Genomic DNA, 15,223 nt, shown 5'->3' on the forward strand with positions numbered 1-15,223 from the left:
TTTTTTCTAACATAAGAAATATTCATCCTGCAAGCCAACCAAGCACTCAACACTCATTAAGTTCAATCTAGGAAAATAAAAATAGAATGAGTTTCGAAAAAGGAAATAAAAACTCCCTGTTCAAAGCTTCATTCTATCAACAAATACCTATATTGAGCTTTGATCTATAGCTACATCATTATGAATGGAAGAGCAACTTGGCGAGTGATGTTGCTGACATCGATCAAAATTTACTTTGATGCTTTAGCTAACAAAAGGAATATCCTTATATAATATCCGTCAAATCGATACTCTTTGTCAATGACTTTTTCAATGAAACGATATAATAGATTTCACTAATCTAGAATGATCATTTTAGTCTTTGACCATAATGATACATAAAAGGAAAGAACACTTAGGGGGATATTAAGCGAATGAACCCAGAAGGGCAACCGAAGACCGGCTTTATGCAACTTATTAAGAAAGGAAATACTTCTTCTGGTGTTGCAGCATTAGGGAATACGATCATTGCCATTGCTAAGGGGTTAACAGCATCTGTAACCGGGAATGGGGCTATGTTCGCTTCAATGATGCATTCCATTGCGGATGCAATCAATCAAATGTTCGTGTTCTTCGGTAGCGTGTTAGCAGAGAAAAAGCCAACCAAACGTTTCCCCGTTGGATTTGGTCGTGTCATTAACATTTTCTGTATGATAGCGGTAATTGTAGTTACATTGATGGCATACGAAACGATTCGAGAAGGCATTCACTTAATTAAACATCCTGCTGCATCACATGGCTTCTGGTTAAATGTTTCCGTATTAGTCTTATCCATAATAATAGATGGATACGTTCTAGTTAAAGCAATGAAAGAAATCCTTAAGGAATCACGTGTTGAAGCGCAGGGTTCGGCGATTTTTTCCGCTGCTTTCCGTAACGTTAAACGTGCCGCCCCCCCTACTCGGCTCGTATTTTATGAAGACTTAGTTGCCACCCTCGGTGCTTTCTTAGCTCTTGTAGCGGTTGTATTCACGGCTTTTACCAATGCAAGCATACTGGATGGTATAATGACGATCTTAATCGGGCTATTAATGGTCTTAGTCGCCTTTAGAGTTGGATATGATAACATGGTTGGATTGATTGGTGTCTCCGCTCCACCGGATGTGGAGGATAAGGTGGCTAAGATTATTTTCTCTGAAAAGCTTGTGACTGACATTGTTCAATTACGGGTTCTGCAGGAGGGGCGTTATTACCATGTTGAAGGGCTAATTGAGTTAAAGCCTGGTATGACCTTAGCCGATGCGGATGATATCAAGTTCAGGATTCGTGATCACTTGCTGAATGACCCTGATATTACAGACGTTACATTAGGCATTGCGGAAGACGCCGGCGTTCAAGATTGGAAGCCACAAAAAAACGAGCTAACTCCTTAAAAGGGTTGCTCGTTTTGTTTGTTATATCCGATTCTGTTGGTACGAACCAATACGAGCCGAAGCGAATACCGCTTCATTGTTCCCACGCATGTTCTCGTACGCTTGAACGGCCGCTGTGGCCACTTCTATATCTTGGGCACTTGAGCCACCACTCACGCCGATACCGCCAACGATCCTACCTTCGTTCAAGAGCGGAATACCACCACCTAGAATAACTATTCGCCCTTCGTTAGTCGTATTGATGCCAAATGTCGGACCACCCGGTTGAGCGGATTGTGCAAGATTGGCTGTCGGCATCTGCATGGCAACGCTAGTCCAAGCCTTGTTCTGCGAAATAACGATACCCGCGATCTTGGCGTTGTCCATCCGGTGGAAGGCAATGAGGTTAGCACCTTCATCAACGATCGCGATATCGCATAAGAGCCCCATCTGTGTGGCTTTCTGCTCCGCGATCGCTAGTAACCGTTTGGCCGTTTCCAAAGTAAGCTTATTCAGTAGGAACACCCCTCTGCATAGCGTAATATCAGCAGGGTATGATCAGTCACCCAGAATGGTGAACGTCCTACATTAGAACTTAAATGTTCTCACAGACGCTTGCAGATCCTCGGCCATCTTAGCAAGGGTTTGAGAAGCCGCTGCCACCTCTTCCATCGAAGCGGTTTGTTGTTCTGCTGCTGCAGCAACCTCTTGAGTGCTTCCTGAAAAATCATTAGAGATAGCTTTCACGGACTCAATAGATTTAAGCACATCTTCTGAGCCTACATTTAATTGTTGTATGGCATTGGAAACCTCCTGAATTTGAGTGAACACTTCACTAACCGAATTTGAAATCGTTTCGAATGAATGTCCGGCTTGTTCAGTTAATCTTGTCCCTTCCTGGACGGAAGTGATCCCATCCTGCATCCCAACAATCGAAGCTTGTATGTCATCTCGTACCTCACGAATGATTTCGCTAATTTGCTCTGCTGCGTGACCCGATTGCTCTGCGAGCTTCCTGACCTCACCAGCGACAACTGCGAATCCACGCCCTTGTTCACCCGCTCTAGCGGCTTCAATAGCCGCATTAAGGGCTAGCAAATTCGTCTGTCTAGCGATATCTGTTATGACTGAAGTAATGTTTTCTATTTCTGCTGATTTATTACCTAGCTCATTAACCGTCTGTGAGGCTTTATTTGTTTTTTCTTCAATCTCATTCATCTGACCAATCGAGAGAGAAACAACCTGATTTCCATTTGCCGACGCTTGAACAGCATGATCAGATAGTGAGGATACCCGTTGAATAAGTGATGAAATTTGTGCAACACCTTCGGACATATCAGTGGCAATTTGCTGTGATTCATTCGTATTCACAACCTGCTGTTCTGCACCAGATGCAATTTCTTGAGCTGAGTTTGATATTTGCTCCGTAGCTCTGCTAGCTTCTTCTGCACTTGCTGTCAATTCTTCGGATGATGCTGCAACTTGCTCTGATGCCGATGCCACCTTGTGAATCAGCTCACGTAGATTTGTCGTCATGCTCTGAACATGTCTACCCAGCTCACCAATCTCATCTCTTCTATTAGATGCAAACGTAGAGTTCGTTAAATCTCCATCGGCTACACGCTTAACCTGCTCTGTAACTCTCTTAATAGGCTTAGCTATCGCACCACTTATATAGAAGGCGAATAATACGACAATGATTGATGCAATGATCATCACGATAATCATCTTCTGTTGCATCGCATTGGCGCTTTCCAGAATGAGATCCATACTGATGGTATAGTAGATTTCATAATTCGTTTCTTTAAGCGGTGCATAAGCGACTAAATACTCTTTCCCCTTATCTGTATAGGTTTTAGTTCCGACTGCTGTTTTACCTTTATTAATAATGGAGACATATTCAGCGTCGATTCCGGACTCGTCAATGGATTTACCTAGTATCTCTTTATTAGATGTGAGCTGAATGCGGTTCAAATTATCCACCAGCATAATATCTACACCCGTTGTTTGTTCTAGAACAAATGCTTGTAAGAGTTTCTCAAAATCTACAACACCGTAAATAATTCCGAGAACCTTGCCATTGTCACCTTGAATCGGAGAACTAACAACAATAACTCGATTCCCTGACCCTTTAGAGGTTAAAATATCGGAATAGGAGGATTGACCAAGCATTCCTTTCTGGAAGTATTCGCGATCATTAATATTGATCCCAATCACCCCTTCACTGGAAGCTCCTTCAATAATCCCACTCGCCCCAGCAAATATAACATCCTCATAGACATCTGATTGCTTCTTGATTTGTACTAAATACGGCGAAATGCGCTTGGGGTCAGTAGAGTGTGCGGTTTCAGTTGTTGCTGCTAACTTGATTTCATCCAACCGACGATTGAGCCAATCATCCATACCGACGGCTTTCGTTTCTACTAAACTTTGAGCCGTTTCCTTCTGCTTCTTAATCAATTCTTGTGAGTTTTGTTTGTAGGAAACCAAAGACGAAATCAATAATGGAACGAGAGCAACGATTAAGAACCAGATGACTAATTTTGCACGAATACTTTTCGATAATTTTCCCATAAATCCTCCAGGTGATATTTATTTTTTGGTACTAAAAAAATCCAACCGCTTCAGATTGGATTTCCCAAAAATGCGGCAGCTCGGCTGTCATAGGTTTCTCCTTAGACCCGTGGCTTTGCGTCCCAGTCTTTCGAGTTGGTTTGCCCTCATATTTAATTACATAATTCGACATAATGTGACAAAAATCACACTCCTTTTTATACCATTTCGCTTAACTCCATGCAACAGATTAAGAAATTATCATATTATTTTACTAATCCGCTAGGCAATCCAAATAAAAGCCAAAGTGTTATCACCACCTCTTTGGCTTTTATTGCAAGATTTAGTTGTTAATCGGAATTTCTTTTTCAAAAAACTTCTGGTATTGAGCTAAGGAAAACATTCTTAGATTTACAACAACAATAACATATGTTACTTTTAACCTATGTTATTTGTATAGAGGTGTGATTATTTATGTCAATCCAATTAGCAATATTAGGAATACTGAGCTGGAAACCCTCAACAGGATATGAACTAAAAAAAATGTTTGAGGATTCCTCCTTCATGTATTGGTCCGGTAATAATAATCAAATTTACAAAGCTTTAATGAATTTGGAAAATGAAGATTTTGTTACATGTGAAGTGGTCCATCAGGATAACTCTCCTTCAAAAAAAATATATACCCTAACAGAAGAAGGATCTAAAGAACTAACAATTTGGCTCTCATCATCACCAGAAGCTCCTGAGATAAAAAAAACCTTTTTAGTACAGTTTGCATGGTCCGATATGTTAAGTAATCAAGAATTAAGTGAGATACTTTCAAAATATGAATATGAAATCAAGCTGCAATTGATTATGCAGAAGGAGAAATATAGGCGTGCTCTTCATTCACCTAATAGAAGTACTAGGGAAAGCTTAATATGGGAGATGATTTCAGAAAACATTATTTCAACCTATAACAATGAACTTAATTGGGTCCATGAAACCCGTCAAAAGCTGTTTGAAAATGAAGTTATGGAGGAAAAAGACAAAATGAACTATCAAATTAGAGAAATAGAAAATAAAAAATATATTGAACTGATTTCTACCACTGAACCTCTAAACACAGAGAATGATGCACTAGATCTAATAGCTTTATGTTGGGAGCATGAGACAAATGCGCTTATGATACACTATGCAGCCTTATCAGAAGACTTCTTCAAACTTAAAACCAAATTAGCTGGAAATATGATTCAGAAATTTACAAACTACGGTATAAAAGCTGCTGCTATTATTCCTCAGGATACAATTCAAAAAGGCAGATTTAAAGAAATGGCCATGGAAACGAACAAAGGCAATCATTTTAGATTGTATGAAAGTAAAGAAGAAGCTGAAAAATGGCTTTTGAAATAGAAAGATGTCTGGATCAAAAGACCATCTCCCACTGATCCTCATGCATGGAAGCGAAACGAATTCGGCGATGTCGCTTCTCTTTCCAAAACCCACAATGTCTATGCCATCGACTTTATTGGAGAAGCAGGATTATCAGCGGCAAGCCGGCAAAGCTACGCAAGTGATGCATATGCTCTATTAAATTAGTGGGTAGCAAGATTTCTTCATCATCGTTATCCTAATTGGGAGAAGGTTTTACATTTGCATCACTTACGTTCAAACATTTTCAAACCACGAACGGCAAAAATGCCACTAATTCGTGATCAGTCACTTGATCAGTTAACCAAGCCAATTTTAATACTTTTTGGCGATTCTGATCAATTAACTGCTGCCTGATACGGGTCACCTAATTGTCAACCAAGCAGATAGAATACTAAATTTTTTGAAAAATAATGAGTTACATACTCGCCGATTAGGGTTCTCCACACCTTGATCGGCGGCTATTTTTTACTTGCAATTCTGTATCCATATCAAGACCCGGTTTGAATTCAACGATCAGCTTATTACAAAAAAGCCCAGCCATATTGTGTCTGAACTTTAGTCTATTAGGTAAATGCTGCCCCTTAAATTACTCCCTTATCAACAACACACAGCACTCCATATGTGTCGAATGCTTATTATTGATATATTGGAAGGGGGGGCATTCTAAGCCCCCAGCGACAACGGATTTTTGAAACTATTGTGGATTTCTATGCTGCTATCCTCAAATACCTCGACCTTGTGAATTAATCGATGAAACACTTCTCGAAGGATTTCTTCATCCGAAATTTCCAGTTGAGTAAAATGCTGAACTAATTGAGGCCTCACTCATTTTAACTGTCCGTCAACGCCTAACGCTGAACCGTTTGATTGCTTCCTCGGTCACTGGCTCGAAGAGGTTAACGAGGTTGCCGTCGGGATCGCGGAAAAGCACAGAACGGTTTCCCCACGGCATCGTGGTCGGTTCCTTTACCCAATCATCGACAATTGGCTTCAATCGCGCGTATTCGGCTTCGACATCGTCGACGCGGAACTCGATGATGACAGTGTGATTGTTGGCCGCCACTACGGAACCAGCGCCGAATAGTTGCGCCGTCTGGGAGTGGCCGATTGCCAGGGTGCAAGATGGCATTACGAATTCGGCAAAAACGGGCGCGGGGCGCTCCGCCGAAGCACCCATGACTTTCTCATAGAACTCGACGAGACGATCCACGTCGTCGGTAATGATGCGCACAGAAGCGAAATTCACAAGATATCATCCTTCCTATAATAAATGAAACAATACCGTATCATATCGTGGGCCAGAACCAGCGAAGCTTCCTTAATGGGCAAAGTTGCTGTGAAAAATAGATTGGCTATGTCCCCCAGCCGATGCAAGACGTACTTCGCATTTATCTTACCACTCCTTTACGATTACATACCCGATTATAAAACAACGCTACTGACAACGTTATGTCAGTAGCGTTTTAACATTTTTTGGGCTTCCTCACGAATCCAATTTCGGAATGATTCAGGTTCCAATACTATCACACCCGCTCCCCAGCCAAGCACCCATTGGAGCAATTCATCCAGTTGACGAACGCGTAAGACCACATGCAATCCATCTTGATGCTCTTCCATATCCTCCATGTAATGATAGTTCGATTCCTTCACCTTATCTGCGATGTCATGGTTAAATCGAAGGCGAACTCGCAAGTGGCGATCATCCGGAGGGGTGTACTCCCTTAAGTTAAAATGCGCCGGCAGTTCGAATCGTTCTTCCAGATCGATAAGTTCGGTCATTCGGGACAAACGGAAATGGCGAATGTCTTGGCGTAGATCGCAACGGGCCACGAGCATCCAAGATCCTTCAACGAGTACCAGACCATAGGGAGCGACGGTACGATCACTATGGTGATTCCCCTTGGAATCCCCAATCCCTTTCGAATAATGAAATCTGATCTTTCGTTCATCTAATATCGCTCGACGGATCTTTTCGAAATATTCCCTTTCTTTTGACAGCGCGACCCGTTTACCGGGAGTGAGCAAGCGCAGCGCCTTGCGCACACGAGAGGTCTCATTGCGAACGCTCTCCGATAGAATGGCCTCGATTTTCCTCCGAGCGGCTTGAGCTCTGACACAATACTCATCATCAAATCGTTGCTCGATAAAGTCCGTTCCTATAAGCAAGGTCACGGCTTCTTCTACCGTGAAACTGATCGGCGGCAGGAAATAGCCTTTCATCAAAGAATATCCTGTGCCTGGGGCACCTATAATCGGCACGCCCGCTTCACTAAGTGCCTGAATGTCACGATAGATGGTCCGCACACTGGTTTCGAATAGGTCCGCTAAATCTTCGCCCCGTACCACTTCTCTGCTTTGCAGCTCCAGAACGATAGCTAATAAACGGTCTGTTTTGTTCATTGGCTGCCCCCCTTGAAACTTAATGCTGTTCACCAAAAACTTGCCATCACTTGTGGTAAGGTTTACCGCGATTTACCTTAACTGCTCGTTTGTCTAATAATACACCTAAGTGTACAGAGACATTAAAATCAATGCATTTGAGCGATAGTTTCACATCTCATTTTCGAACCATCAATATTAAACACTCCACATGTGTGGAGTGCTTAGACAAATCACAAAGAACTAACCCTTCCCTAAACCTTCATTCGCTGAAGCCGAAGTGCATTTAACACAACGGATACGGAGCTGAGAGCCATTGCCGCTCCGGCAACCCAAGGAGCTAATAAGCCGATGGCTGCAATAGGAATACCAAGAGAATTGTAACCTAGCGCCCAGAATAGATTTTGCCGAATATTACTCATTGTTTTGCGGCTCATATAGATCGCATCTGGAATGCTATTCAAGTCACCACGCATTAAGGTAACGTCCGCTGCTTCCATAGCCACATCAGTTCCTGTTCCGATTGCCATTCCGATATCCGCCATTGCTAGTGCTGGAGCGTCATTAATGCCATCTCCAACCATCGCTACCTTTTTCCCTTGTGCCTGAAGCTTCTTTACTTCTTCCGCTTTACCTTCCGGAAGTACTTCTGCCAGAACTTCCTCGATGCCAACCTGCTTGGCGATCGCTTGAGCTGTACGCTCGTTATCTCCGGTTATCATAATAACCTCAATACCCATCTGCTTCAGTCTTGCGACCGCTTCTTTGGACGTTTCTTTAATCGTATCCGCAACTGCGACAAGGCCAGCATATTGACGGTCAACCGCAATCAGCATCGCCGTTTTCCCTTCTAGCTCCAGCTGGGTCATCTTATCCACAGCGTGTTCTACCTGTACATCATATTTCGCCATTAGCTTACGGGTACCCGCTAATATTTCTTTACCATCTACAACTGCGCGAACACCAAAGCCCGGAATCGCTTCAAATTGTTCAGTCGATGGGAGATCAATTCCTTTAGCAGCAATACCAATCACAATGGCTTCCGCAAGTGGATGCTCTGAGTCCTTCTCCGCAGCTCCAACTAAGCGAAGGAACGAACCCTCATCAATCTGCTCAACGATCACATCGGTAAGCTCTGGTTTCCCCTTCGTCACAGTACCGGTTTTGTCAAGAATGATCGCATCAATCTTATGGGTCGATTCCAAATGCTCCCCGCCCTTAAATAAAACACCTAACTCCGCTGCGCGACCCGATCCAGCCATAATCGACGTTGGTGTTGCAAGTCCAAGCGCACATGGGCAAGCAATAACGAGGATAGCAATAGCTATCTCCAATGCATGTGCGAAATCTCCTGGCGTGACCCAGAAATACCAGACAAGAAAGCCAACAATTGCAATCCCGACGACAATCGGAACGAAAATACCGGATATCACATCAGCTACCCGCTGAATAGGCGCTTTTGAGCCTTGAGCTTCTTCGACGACTTTAATGATTTGTGCTAACGCCGTTTCTTTACCAACTTTGGTAGCCCTTAATCTCAGCCTGCCATTTTTATTAATTGTCGCTCCAATGACGCTGTCTCCAGCTTTCTTCTCAACCGGTATACTTTCACCCGTTAACATCGATTCATCTACAGCAGATTGACCTTCGAGTACTTCTCCATCTACGGGAATCTTCTCACCTGGCTTAACGATCAATTCATCGCCGGTAAGAACTTCTTCCACTGGGATGATCATTTCCTGCCCCTCACGGATGACAAGTGCCGTCTTAGCCTGCAAGCCCATCAGCGTTTTGATCGCTTCAGATGTGCGCCCCTTAGCCAGTGACTCGAATAGCTTTCCAAGAAGGACGAGTGTAATAAGAACTGCACTTGTTTCGTAATACATCGCAGGACCATGGTGGACCATGCTTCCATCCGATGCCCATTCAATCGTTAGGTAAAGGCTGTAGAAGTAAGCAGCCGAAGTCCCAAGGGAGACAAGCACATCCATATTGGCGCTTTTGTTACGAAGTGCATTGAATGCCCCCATATAAAACTGTTTCCCGATATAAAACTGAACAGGAGTTGCCAATGCCAGTTGGAACCACGGATTCATGAACAGCTCTGGCATCCAGATCCATGATAAGAAGGAGAAATGACTGACCATGGACCATAGTAAAGGTAGAGATAGGATTGCGGATATAAGTAGCTTGCGCTTTTGCTGTGATATTGCTTTCTTACGGTGCTCCGCTTGGTCCAACTGCTCTTGCTTGAGAATAGCTTTATAGCCCAGTTTCTCAACTCTGGATTGGATGTCAGCTATCGTTAGCTCATCATCGTTAAATTCAACTCGAGCCGTCTCTAATGCAAAGTTAACAGTTGCACTCGACACTCCATCCATCTTGTTAAGTACTTTCTCAATCTTCGTTGCACAAGCGGCGCAGTACATACCAACTAACTGTAGATCGACGACTTCTTTGGTCGTTCCGTAGCCTAACTTCTGAACCTGCTGTTCCATCTTGGATACATCCACGACACCAGGATCATATTTGATCATAGCTCGCTCCATAGCAAAGTTCACATTAGCAGCTGTGACCCCTTCGAGCTTATTTAATCCTTTTTCAATCCGATTTGCGCATGCAGCACAGGTCATACCTGTAATTTGCAGTGAAGCTTGTTTTAATTCCTTATGACTTGTATCCATAACCTACACCTCGATTTATCGTTAATCTAGCTGATGGATTTACTTTCACCTACAACAACTAAATCCTAATCATTACCACACCTCAAATATACCCCCCCACCCTTTATTTTGTCAACAGTTACTTTACCCCCCCACCCTTTATTGGGGTGTAAAAGAGAAGGATTCTTTCGAATCCTCAACTTTCGTTATGACTCAAAGCCTCTCCATTCCCTTTAATTTATCGACCCTACTGACATAATCCTTATCTTTACTTTAACGTTTACTTCTGCCTTGGATAAGGCTTCTCCCCAATTGTCCTGTACCTTTTTCCATTGCTTGTATTCCTTAGCCCGCGCATACAACCCGAGTCCTATAGGATCGATTTTTGCTGTTTGAATTTTATTAAATAGCAGTTTGTATTGCGCCTCAAGCTCTTCCCCTATTTCTTTTTCAATTTTTTTGGCGTTTTTATCTAGATTGATTGGATATAGACGTTCACTTAATGTAACTCTCATATTTACCTTGATATCATAGCGGAATTTATTATCTTCGTATTTCACCTTTGTTTTTGTAGATATATCCGTTGCGGTTATGCTTAATTTATTTAGCTTATAGAAGCTATCTTCATTGTGGGAAGGCATTGTGAGCGTAATCGGGAATTCGCCAGAACGGTGCTCTCTTAATGTACTGAAGAGTTTATTCGCCAATGGATCAAGCATTAATGCGTAACGCCCATCTTCTTTAAGTAGAGCCGTACCCATCACTAGTAAATTCTTGTCTTTACGTACTTCCGAAATGCTCGGTGTTATTCCCTTATCATACATTTGCCTATGTAACTCTTGGATCGTTGTATTCACCGTAATATTCCTTTTATGAGACGTGCGGAGAAGCTCAGTTAAGTAAGTAGAGAGACGAGGCTTATCTTTGGGAGCGAAATTAATAAGATCGGAAACTTTGCCGTCAACTAGTACTACAGTAGGAAGAACTGTGTCTTTGTTGTCGCGGTAAAATACATCCATAAGCTGGAACCAATCTTTGTGTTCAAATATACGTTTACCAAGCAAGATCACCTGCACTTTGCCTCCCAAAGTAGAGGCAACCACACTGCGATCGAAATTCTCTCTCGCATTCCTCATCGTCATCGCACGAACTTCAAGCTCCTCCTCCTTCTTTTTGGCTTCTTTACTGAAGACAGGACTGGATAAGGAGTAAACAACATGATCTTCCTCGTCTACGTCGATTCCAACGAGTAATATGAATGTGACGTTTTCAACACTTAGACGATCCGTGCAACCTGTAAGGAATAACATCAGCACGAGCACGGTACAGCACAATGTACGTTTCATCGTGTATCTCCCTTATGGAATCTTATATAGACCTGAACATATGCCCATAAGAGCAATGGCAGCGCATAAGCAACACCAATTCCCATGCGACTCGACCATTTTTGCCATTCGTTCGCTTGATTCCATGAAGGATGTATGACAAATACCATTACGATGATCAGAACGGCAATTATCGCAACATAAGGACTATGATCCTGCTTCCGTACCATTTGGCTTACGCCAAACGCGGCCATGAACATAAAAGAAATCCATGAAGAAGATACCACGAATAAAAAGAAAGCCAAAAAGATCATGTCAAAACGTTCCAAAAAGCTGAATTCGATCATTTTTAATAAGCTGAGTAAGGGTTGATGGTAGCTTGTAATCTCATCCGGACTAAAAAATGCGAAACAAATAATAGTCGCCATGATATAAGCAAGTATCGTTATGGAATTAGCAATAATAACTCCTTGCGTTGCCTTTTCCTTGTACTTTAAGAAGGGATAGATTATCCATAACACTTCAAACCCGAGTATAGAATATATAGACGGTTCCACGCCTCGAATAACAGGCATAATCCCATCTTTAAACAACGGTAACAAATGAAGCCAATGACATTCCTTTAAGACAAACAAAAGAGTAAAAGGCATCCACGCCGTTAGGTAGAAGACTAGCTCATTATACCTTCCTAATATCCTCAATCCTTTGCCAGCTACCATATAAGTCGGAATAGCAAACAAGAACATGATGAGATAATCAGGGGTTTGCGGTAAGAACCATGCTTTAATATAGAGCATCGCCTTGATTTGTACTAGACAGCAAAAAATAGTGAAATACAATGTAATAGGTATTACGACAAGAAGGGATAACCATTTTCCAAAAAGACGTTTAAGCAGATCATATACCGTATCATCAGGGAAACGTTTAAACACTTGAATGATCAATAAGCAAGCGACTAGATTCAATAACCAACCGATAATGAGCGACATCCAGCCATCCGTTCCCGATGAGGCAGCTAACTCACCGGATAAGGACATTATCCCTGTGCCCACCTGAGCTCCATTAATAATGAAAATAAACTGCATTAGGCTGATTTCGTTCTTAGCATATTTCTTCATGGATTGCCCCCAGCACGCCGATTATCCTTTCCCCTTCTCGATTGGAGGGGGCTAGTGCTTTCCGGACGCTTGACCATCTTTGAGAGTGGAATCCGCACGAACGTATCCTTCATGTCACTCCAGCGGAAGGGTGCAAGCGGACTTCCATATGGCGTTCCGAGTGATTCTAAAGAAACAAGATGTGCAACTAATATCATCAAGCCGATAATAATTCCCACAATACCGAACATAAACGCAATGATCATCATCGGAAAGCGAAGTAACCGAATAGCCGTTCCCATATCATAGCTTGGGATAATAAAAGAGGCGATTGCGGTAGACGCAACTACAATGACCATAATATTACTAACAATCCCTGCCTGTACGGCTGTCTGTCCGATGATGATACCACCCACAATTCCGACCGTTTGTCCGACCGGCGCGGGTAGACGAATTCCTGATTCTCGCATCATTTCTAGCGTTATTTCCATTAACATCGCTTCAAGTAAGGGTGGAAAAGGAACACGCGTCCTTGATTCAGCAATCGACAAAAGCAGCTGCATAGGGATAACTTCATAATTAAATGAAATAAACGCAATGTAAGTAGCGGGTAATATTAAAGCGATAATGAATGCCAAATAACGCAGTAATCGAATAAACGAAGCAATCATCCAGCGGGTGCTGTAATCATCTATACTTTGGAAAAAGGTAATAAATGTAGCTGGAGCAACTAAGACACTTGGAGAGCAGTCCACAATAACAGCCATTCTCCCTTGAAGCAGCTGGGATACGGTCGAATCCGGTCGTTCAGTCAAGATAAACTGAGGAAAAGGTGAATAGGGATTATCCTCGATATATTCGACCAATTCTCCCGTGTTTATGATGGAATCAACATCTATTGCCGCCAGACGTGATTCAAGTACCTTCAACAAATCCGGATTCGCCACATCGGCCAAATACATGATCCAAACCTTTGTCTTACCCCTAACACCAATGGTAAGCTCTTTGATTTTCAATTCGCGATCCGGAAGATACCTTCGGATTAAAGCGATATTTTGCGTACCTGTTTCCAGAAAACCTTGATGTGCACCTTTAAGAGAAGTTTCGATTTGAGGATCCTCGATTGCCCGCTTAGGCCACCCCTTCGTATCTAGGAAGAAAGCATCCGGATTCCCATCTATAAGCAATACCGTATCTCCAGAAAGAATTGCACTTTCTAGATCGGCCCACTCTGTTCCTTTGCGGATATTGCCAACATTCGTATGAAACGGATGCTCATCTTTATTTACCGGGCCTTCACTTAGCAGTGGGTTAACAATATCATTGTTAATAACCTCGTTATCCGTTAGCGAATCTAAATACACAAGCGCGGCTTTTGTACCCGTGGCTTGGATCGTTAAGTGCCTGACAACCAAATCCGGAGTCAGCTGAAACTGCTTCTGGACTTCTTCCAATTTAGTAGATAATTCGTTCCCCATGTTGTTTCCTGATGATGACTTCTTATTAGATCGAGTTTGTACGGGTTGACGTGAGCCCAAAGAACGCGAGTTTCCAAATAATTTACGAAGAAGAAAAAATAACATGTGCATCCATCCCGATTTCTGTGACTTTCATATCTTTCTATAATGTGGCTACTTTTTCGAAATTTATCCAAGTCACTCGAGCCATTGAATACGCGAAATAGCCCCCCTGATCAAAAATGATCTGGAGGGCTCTAAGTCTAGGTTTAAGATTCTATTTAGGTTTTGCTCACAATTTTGAAGCTAAAATTCGGGTGACCCACTGCCCCATACACCCTAGAGGATAGAGCGAGCAACATTTCCGTACCGCGCGCGGAAGAAATATCTCCCAAATCGATAATACTCCTCCAACCGAACCATTCCTTTAGATAGCCCATGACTTTGCTTTTCGCATCTGTATCATTTCCACTTATAAAAAGATCATGCTGACCATCCGCGAGGCTTAGTGGATTCACCATTAATGTAGAGTTGACCGTATTCAGAGTTTTTACTACCTTTACTTCCGGAAAAGCGCGTTGAATCTGTTCCCCTAAACAATCGGTGTTAGCTACGGACAAGCTCAGTTCACCATTTAAGAAGTTAAGCGGAAGTGCAACATCAATCAAGATTTTACCTCGTAATGCATTGTGACCTGCTACAAGTAGGGCATCGAGCGATGCTGTGCCTGGAGTTGCATTGAAAATAAGCTCGCCATGCTCCGCAGCCTCCTGAAAGGAACCCACGCTTGCACGCTCACCTTGACCAAATTGCTCCAGCCATGTATTCAGTTTCTCCGGACTTCTTGCTCCCAATTTGACATCATGACCTAATTTAATAAGGGAACTACCAAGCGTTTGCCCTACATTACCCGAGCCAATAAAACCGATTTTCATCAACTTCATC

General features: G+C 42.6%; 12 protein-coding genes and 1 riboswitch. Of the genes, 3 read left to right on the top strand and 9 right to left on the bottom strand.

Annotated features, from left to right (window positions below; translation table 11 throughout):
• The first annotated feature begins 413 nt into the window (after positions 1-413).
• The gene (locus tag M1K58_RS07020) at positions 414-1,412 is read left to right on the top strand and encodes a cation diffusion facilitator family transporter (protein ID WP_256757936.1); all 999 of its coding nucleotides are present in this window, start codon (positions 414-416) and stop codon (positions 1,410-1,412) included.
• A 21-nt stretch (positions 1,413-1,433) separates the two neighbouring features.
• Here M1K58_RS07020 and M1K58_RS07025 read toward each other — a convergent pair whose 3' ends face one another.
• Entirely contained in the window at positions 1,434-1,907 is a 474-nt protein-coding gene (locus M1K58_RS07025; protein WP_256758274.1) for a GlcG/HbpS family heme-binding protein, read from the bottom strand.
• Positions 1,908-1,979: 72 nt separating this feature from the next.
• Positions 1,980-3,965, bottom strand: a complete 1,986-nt coding sequence (locus M1K58_RS07030; protein WP_256757937.1) for a methyl-accepting chemotaxis protein — start codon at positions 3,963-3,965, stop codon at positions 1,980-1,982.
• A 71-nt stretch (positions 3,966-4,036) separates the two neighbouring features.
• A riboswitch (cyclic di-GMP riboswitch) is annotated at positions 4,037-4,120 on the bottom strand.
• 298 nt (positions 4,121-4,418) lie between these two features.
• On the opposite strand from M1K58_RS07030, the gene M1K58_RS07035 reads away from it, so the two are divergent.
• Complete coding sequence (locus tag M1K58_RS07035) at positions 4,419-5,336, top strand: PadR family transcriptional regulator (protein WP_256757938.1); 918 nt, start codon at positions 4,419-4,421, stop codon at positions 5,334-5,336.
• A 4-nt stretch (positions 5,337-5,340) separates the two neighbouring features.
• Positions 5,341-5,517, top strand: a complete 177-nt coding sequence (locus M1K58_RS07040; protein WP_256757939.1) for a hypothetical protein — start codon at positions 5,341-5,343, stop codon at positions 5,515-5,517.
• A 681-nt stretch (positions 5,518-6,198) separates the two neighbouring features.
• Here M1K58_RS07040 and M1K58_RS07045 read toward each other — a convergent pair.
• The 7 genes from M1K58_RS07045 to M1K58_RS07075 form a co-directional block, all read right to left on the bottom strand.
• Positions 6,199-6,603 carry a VOC family protein gene (locus M1K58_RS07045; RefSeq protein ID WP_256757940.1) on the bottom strand — a complete coding sequence of 135 codons (405 nt, stop codon included), beginning with the start codon at positions 6,601-6,603 and terminating at the stop codon, positions 6,199-6,201.
• 206 nt (positions 6,604-6,809) lie between these two features.
• Complete coding sequence (locus tag M1K58_RS07050) at positions 6,810-7,757, bottom strand: helix-turn-helix transcriptional regulator (protein WP_256757941.1); 948 nt, start codon at positions 7,755-7,757, stop codon at positions 6,810-6,812.
• 233 nt (positions 7,758-7,990) lie between these two features.
• A complete protein-coding gene (locus M1K58_RS07055) occupies positions 7,991-10,420 on the bottom strand; it encodes a heavy metal translocating P-type ATPase (protein ID WP_256757942.1) in 2,430 nt (809 codons plus the stop codon).
• 212 nt (positions 10,421-10,632) lie between these two features.
• Entirely contained in the window at positions 10,633-11,745 is a 1,113-nt protein-coding gene (locus M1K58_RS07060; RefSeq protein WP_256757943.1) for a Ger(x)C family spore germination protein, read from the bottom strand.
• Complete coding sequence (locus tag M1K58_RS07065) at positions 11,742-12,842, bottom strand: GerAB/ArcD/ProY family transporter (RefSeq protein WP_256757944.1); 1,101 nt, start codon at positions 12,840-12,842, stop codon at positions 11,742-11,744. The genes M1K58_RS07060 and M1K58_RS07065 overlap by 4 nt, the downstream gene beginning before the upstream one ends.
• Positions 12,839-14,404: a spore germination protein gene (locus M1K58_RS07070; protein ID WP_256757945.1), complete on the bottom strand. Its 1,566-nt coding sequence runs from the start codon at positions 14,402-14,404 to the stop codon at positions 12,839-12,841. The genes M1K58_RS07065 and M1K58_RS07070 overlap by 4 nt, the downstream gene beginning before the upstream one ends.
• 155 nt (positions 14,405-14,559) lie before the next feature.
• Positions 14,560-15,213 carry an NADPH-dependent F420 reductase gene (locus tag M1K58_RS07075; protein ID WP_256757946.1) on the bottom strand — a complete coding sequence of 218 codons (654 nt, stop codon included), beginning with the start codon at positions 15,211-15,213 and terminating at the stop codon, positions 14,560-14,562.
• Positions 15,214-15,223 lie beyond the last annotated feature (10 nt).

The sequence above is a fragment of the Cohnella sp. WQ 127256 genome, assembly GCF_024519285.1.
In the GTDB taxonomy this organism is placed as follows: domain Bacteria; phylum Bacillota; class Bacilli; order Paenibacillales; family Paenibacillaceae; genus Cohnella.

Coding starts and splice junctions, on each gene's coding strand:
- M1K58_RS07020 (WP_256757936.1), top strand. CDS start 414: ATGAACCCAGAAGGGCAACCGAAGACCGGCTTTATGCAACTTATTAAG.
- M1K58_RS07030 (WP_256757937.1), bottom strand. CDS start 3,965: ATGGGAAAATTATCGAAAAGTATTCGTGCAAAATTAGTCATCTGGTTC.
- M1K58_RS07035 (WP_256757938.1), top strand. CDS start 4,419: ATGTCAATCCAATTAGCAATATTAGGAATACTGAGCTGGAAACCCTCA.
- M1K58_RS07040 (WP_256757939.1), top strand. CDS start 5,341: ATGTCTGGATCAAAAGACCATCTCCCACTGATCCTCATGCATGGAAGC.
- M1K58_RS07050 (WP_256757941.1), bottom strand. CDS start 7,757: ATGAACAAAACAGACCGTTTATTAGCTATCGTTCTGGAGCTGCAAAGC.
- M1K58_RS07055 (WP_256757942.1), bottom strand. CDS start 10,420: ATGGATACAAGTCATAAGGAATTAAAACAAGCTTCACTGCAAATTACA.
- M1K58_RS07060 (WP_256757943.1), bottom strand. CDS start 11,745: ATGAAACGTACATTGTGCTGTACCGTGCTCGTGCTGATGTTATTCCTT.
- M1K58_RS07065 (WP_256757944.1), bottom strand. CDS start 12,842: ATGAAGAAATATGCTAAGAACGAAATCAGCCTAATGCAGTTTATTTTC.
- M1K58_RS07070 (WP_256757945.1), bottom strand. CDS start 14,404: ATGTTATTTTTTCTTCTTCGTAAATTATTTGGAAACTCGCGTTCTTTG.
- M1K58_RS07075 (WP_256757946.1), bottom strand. CDS start 15,213: ATGAAAATCGGTTTTATTGGCTCGGGTAATGTAGGGCAAACGCTTGGT.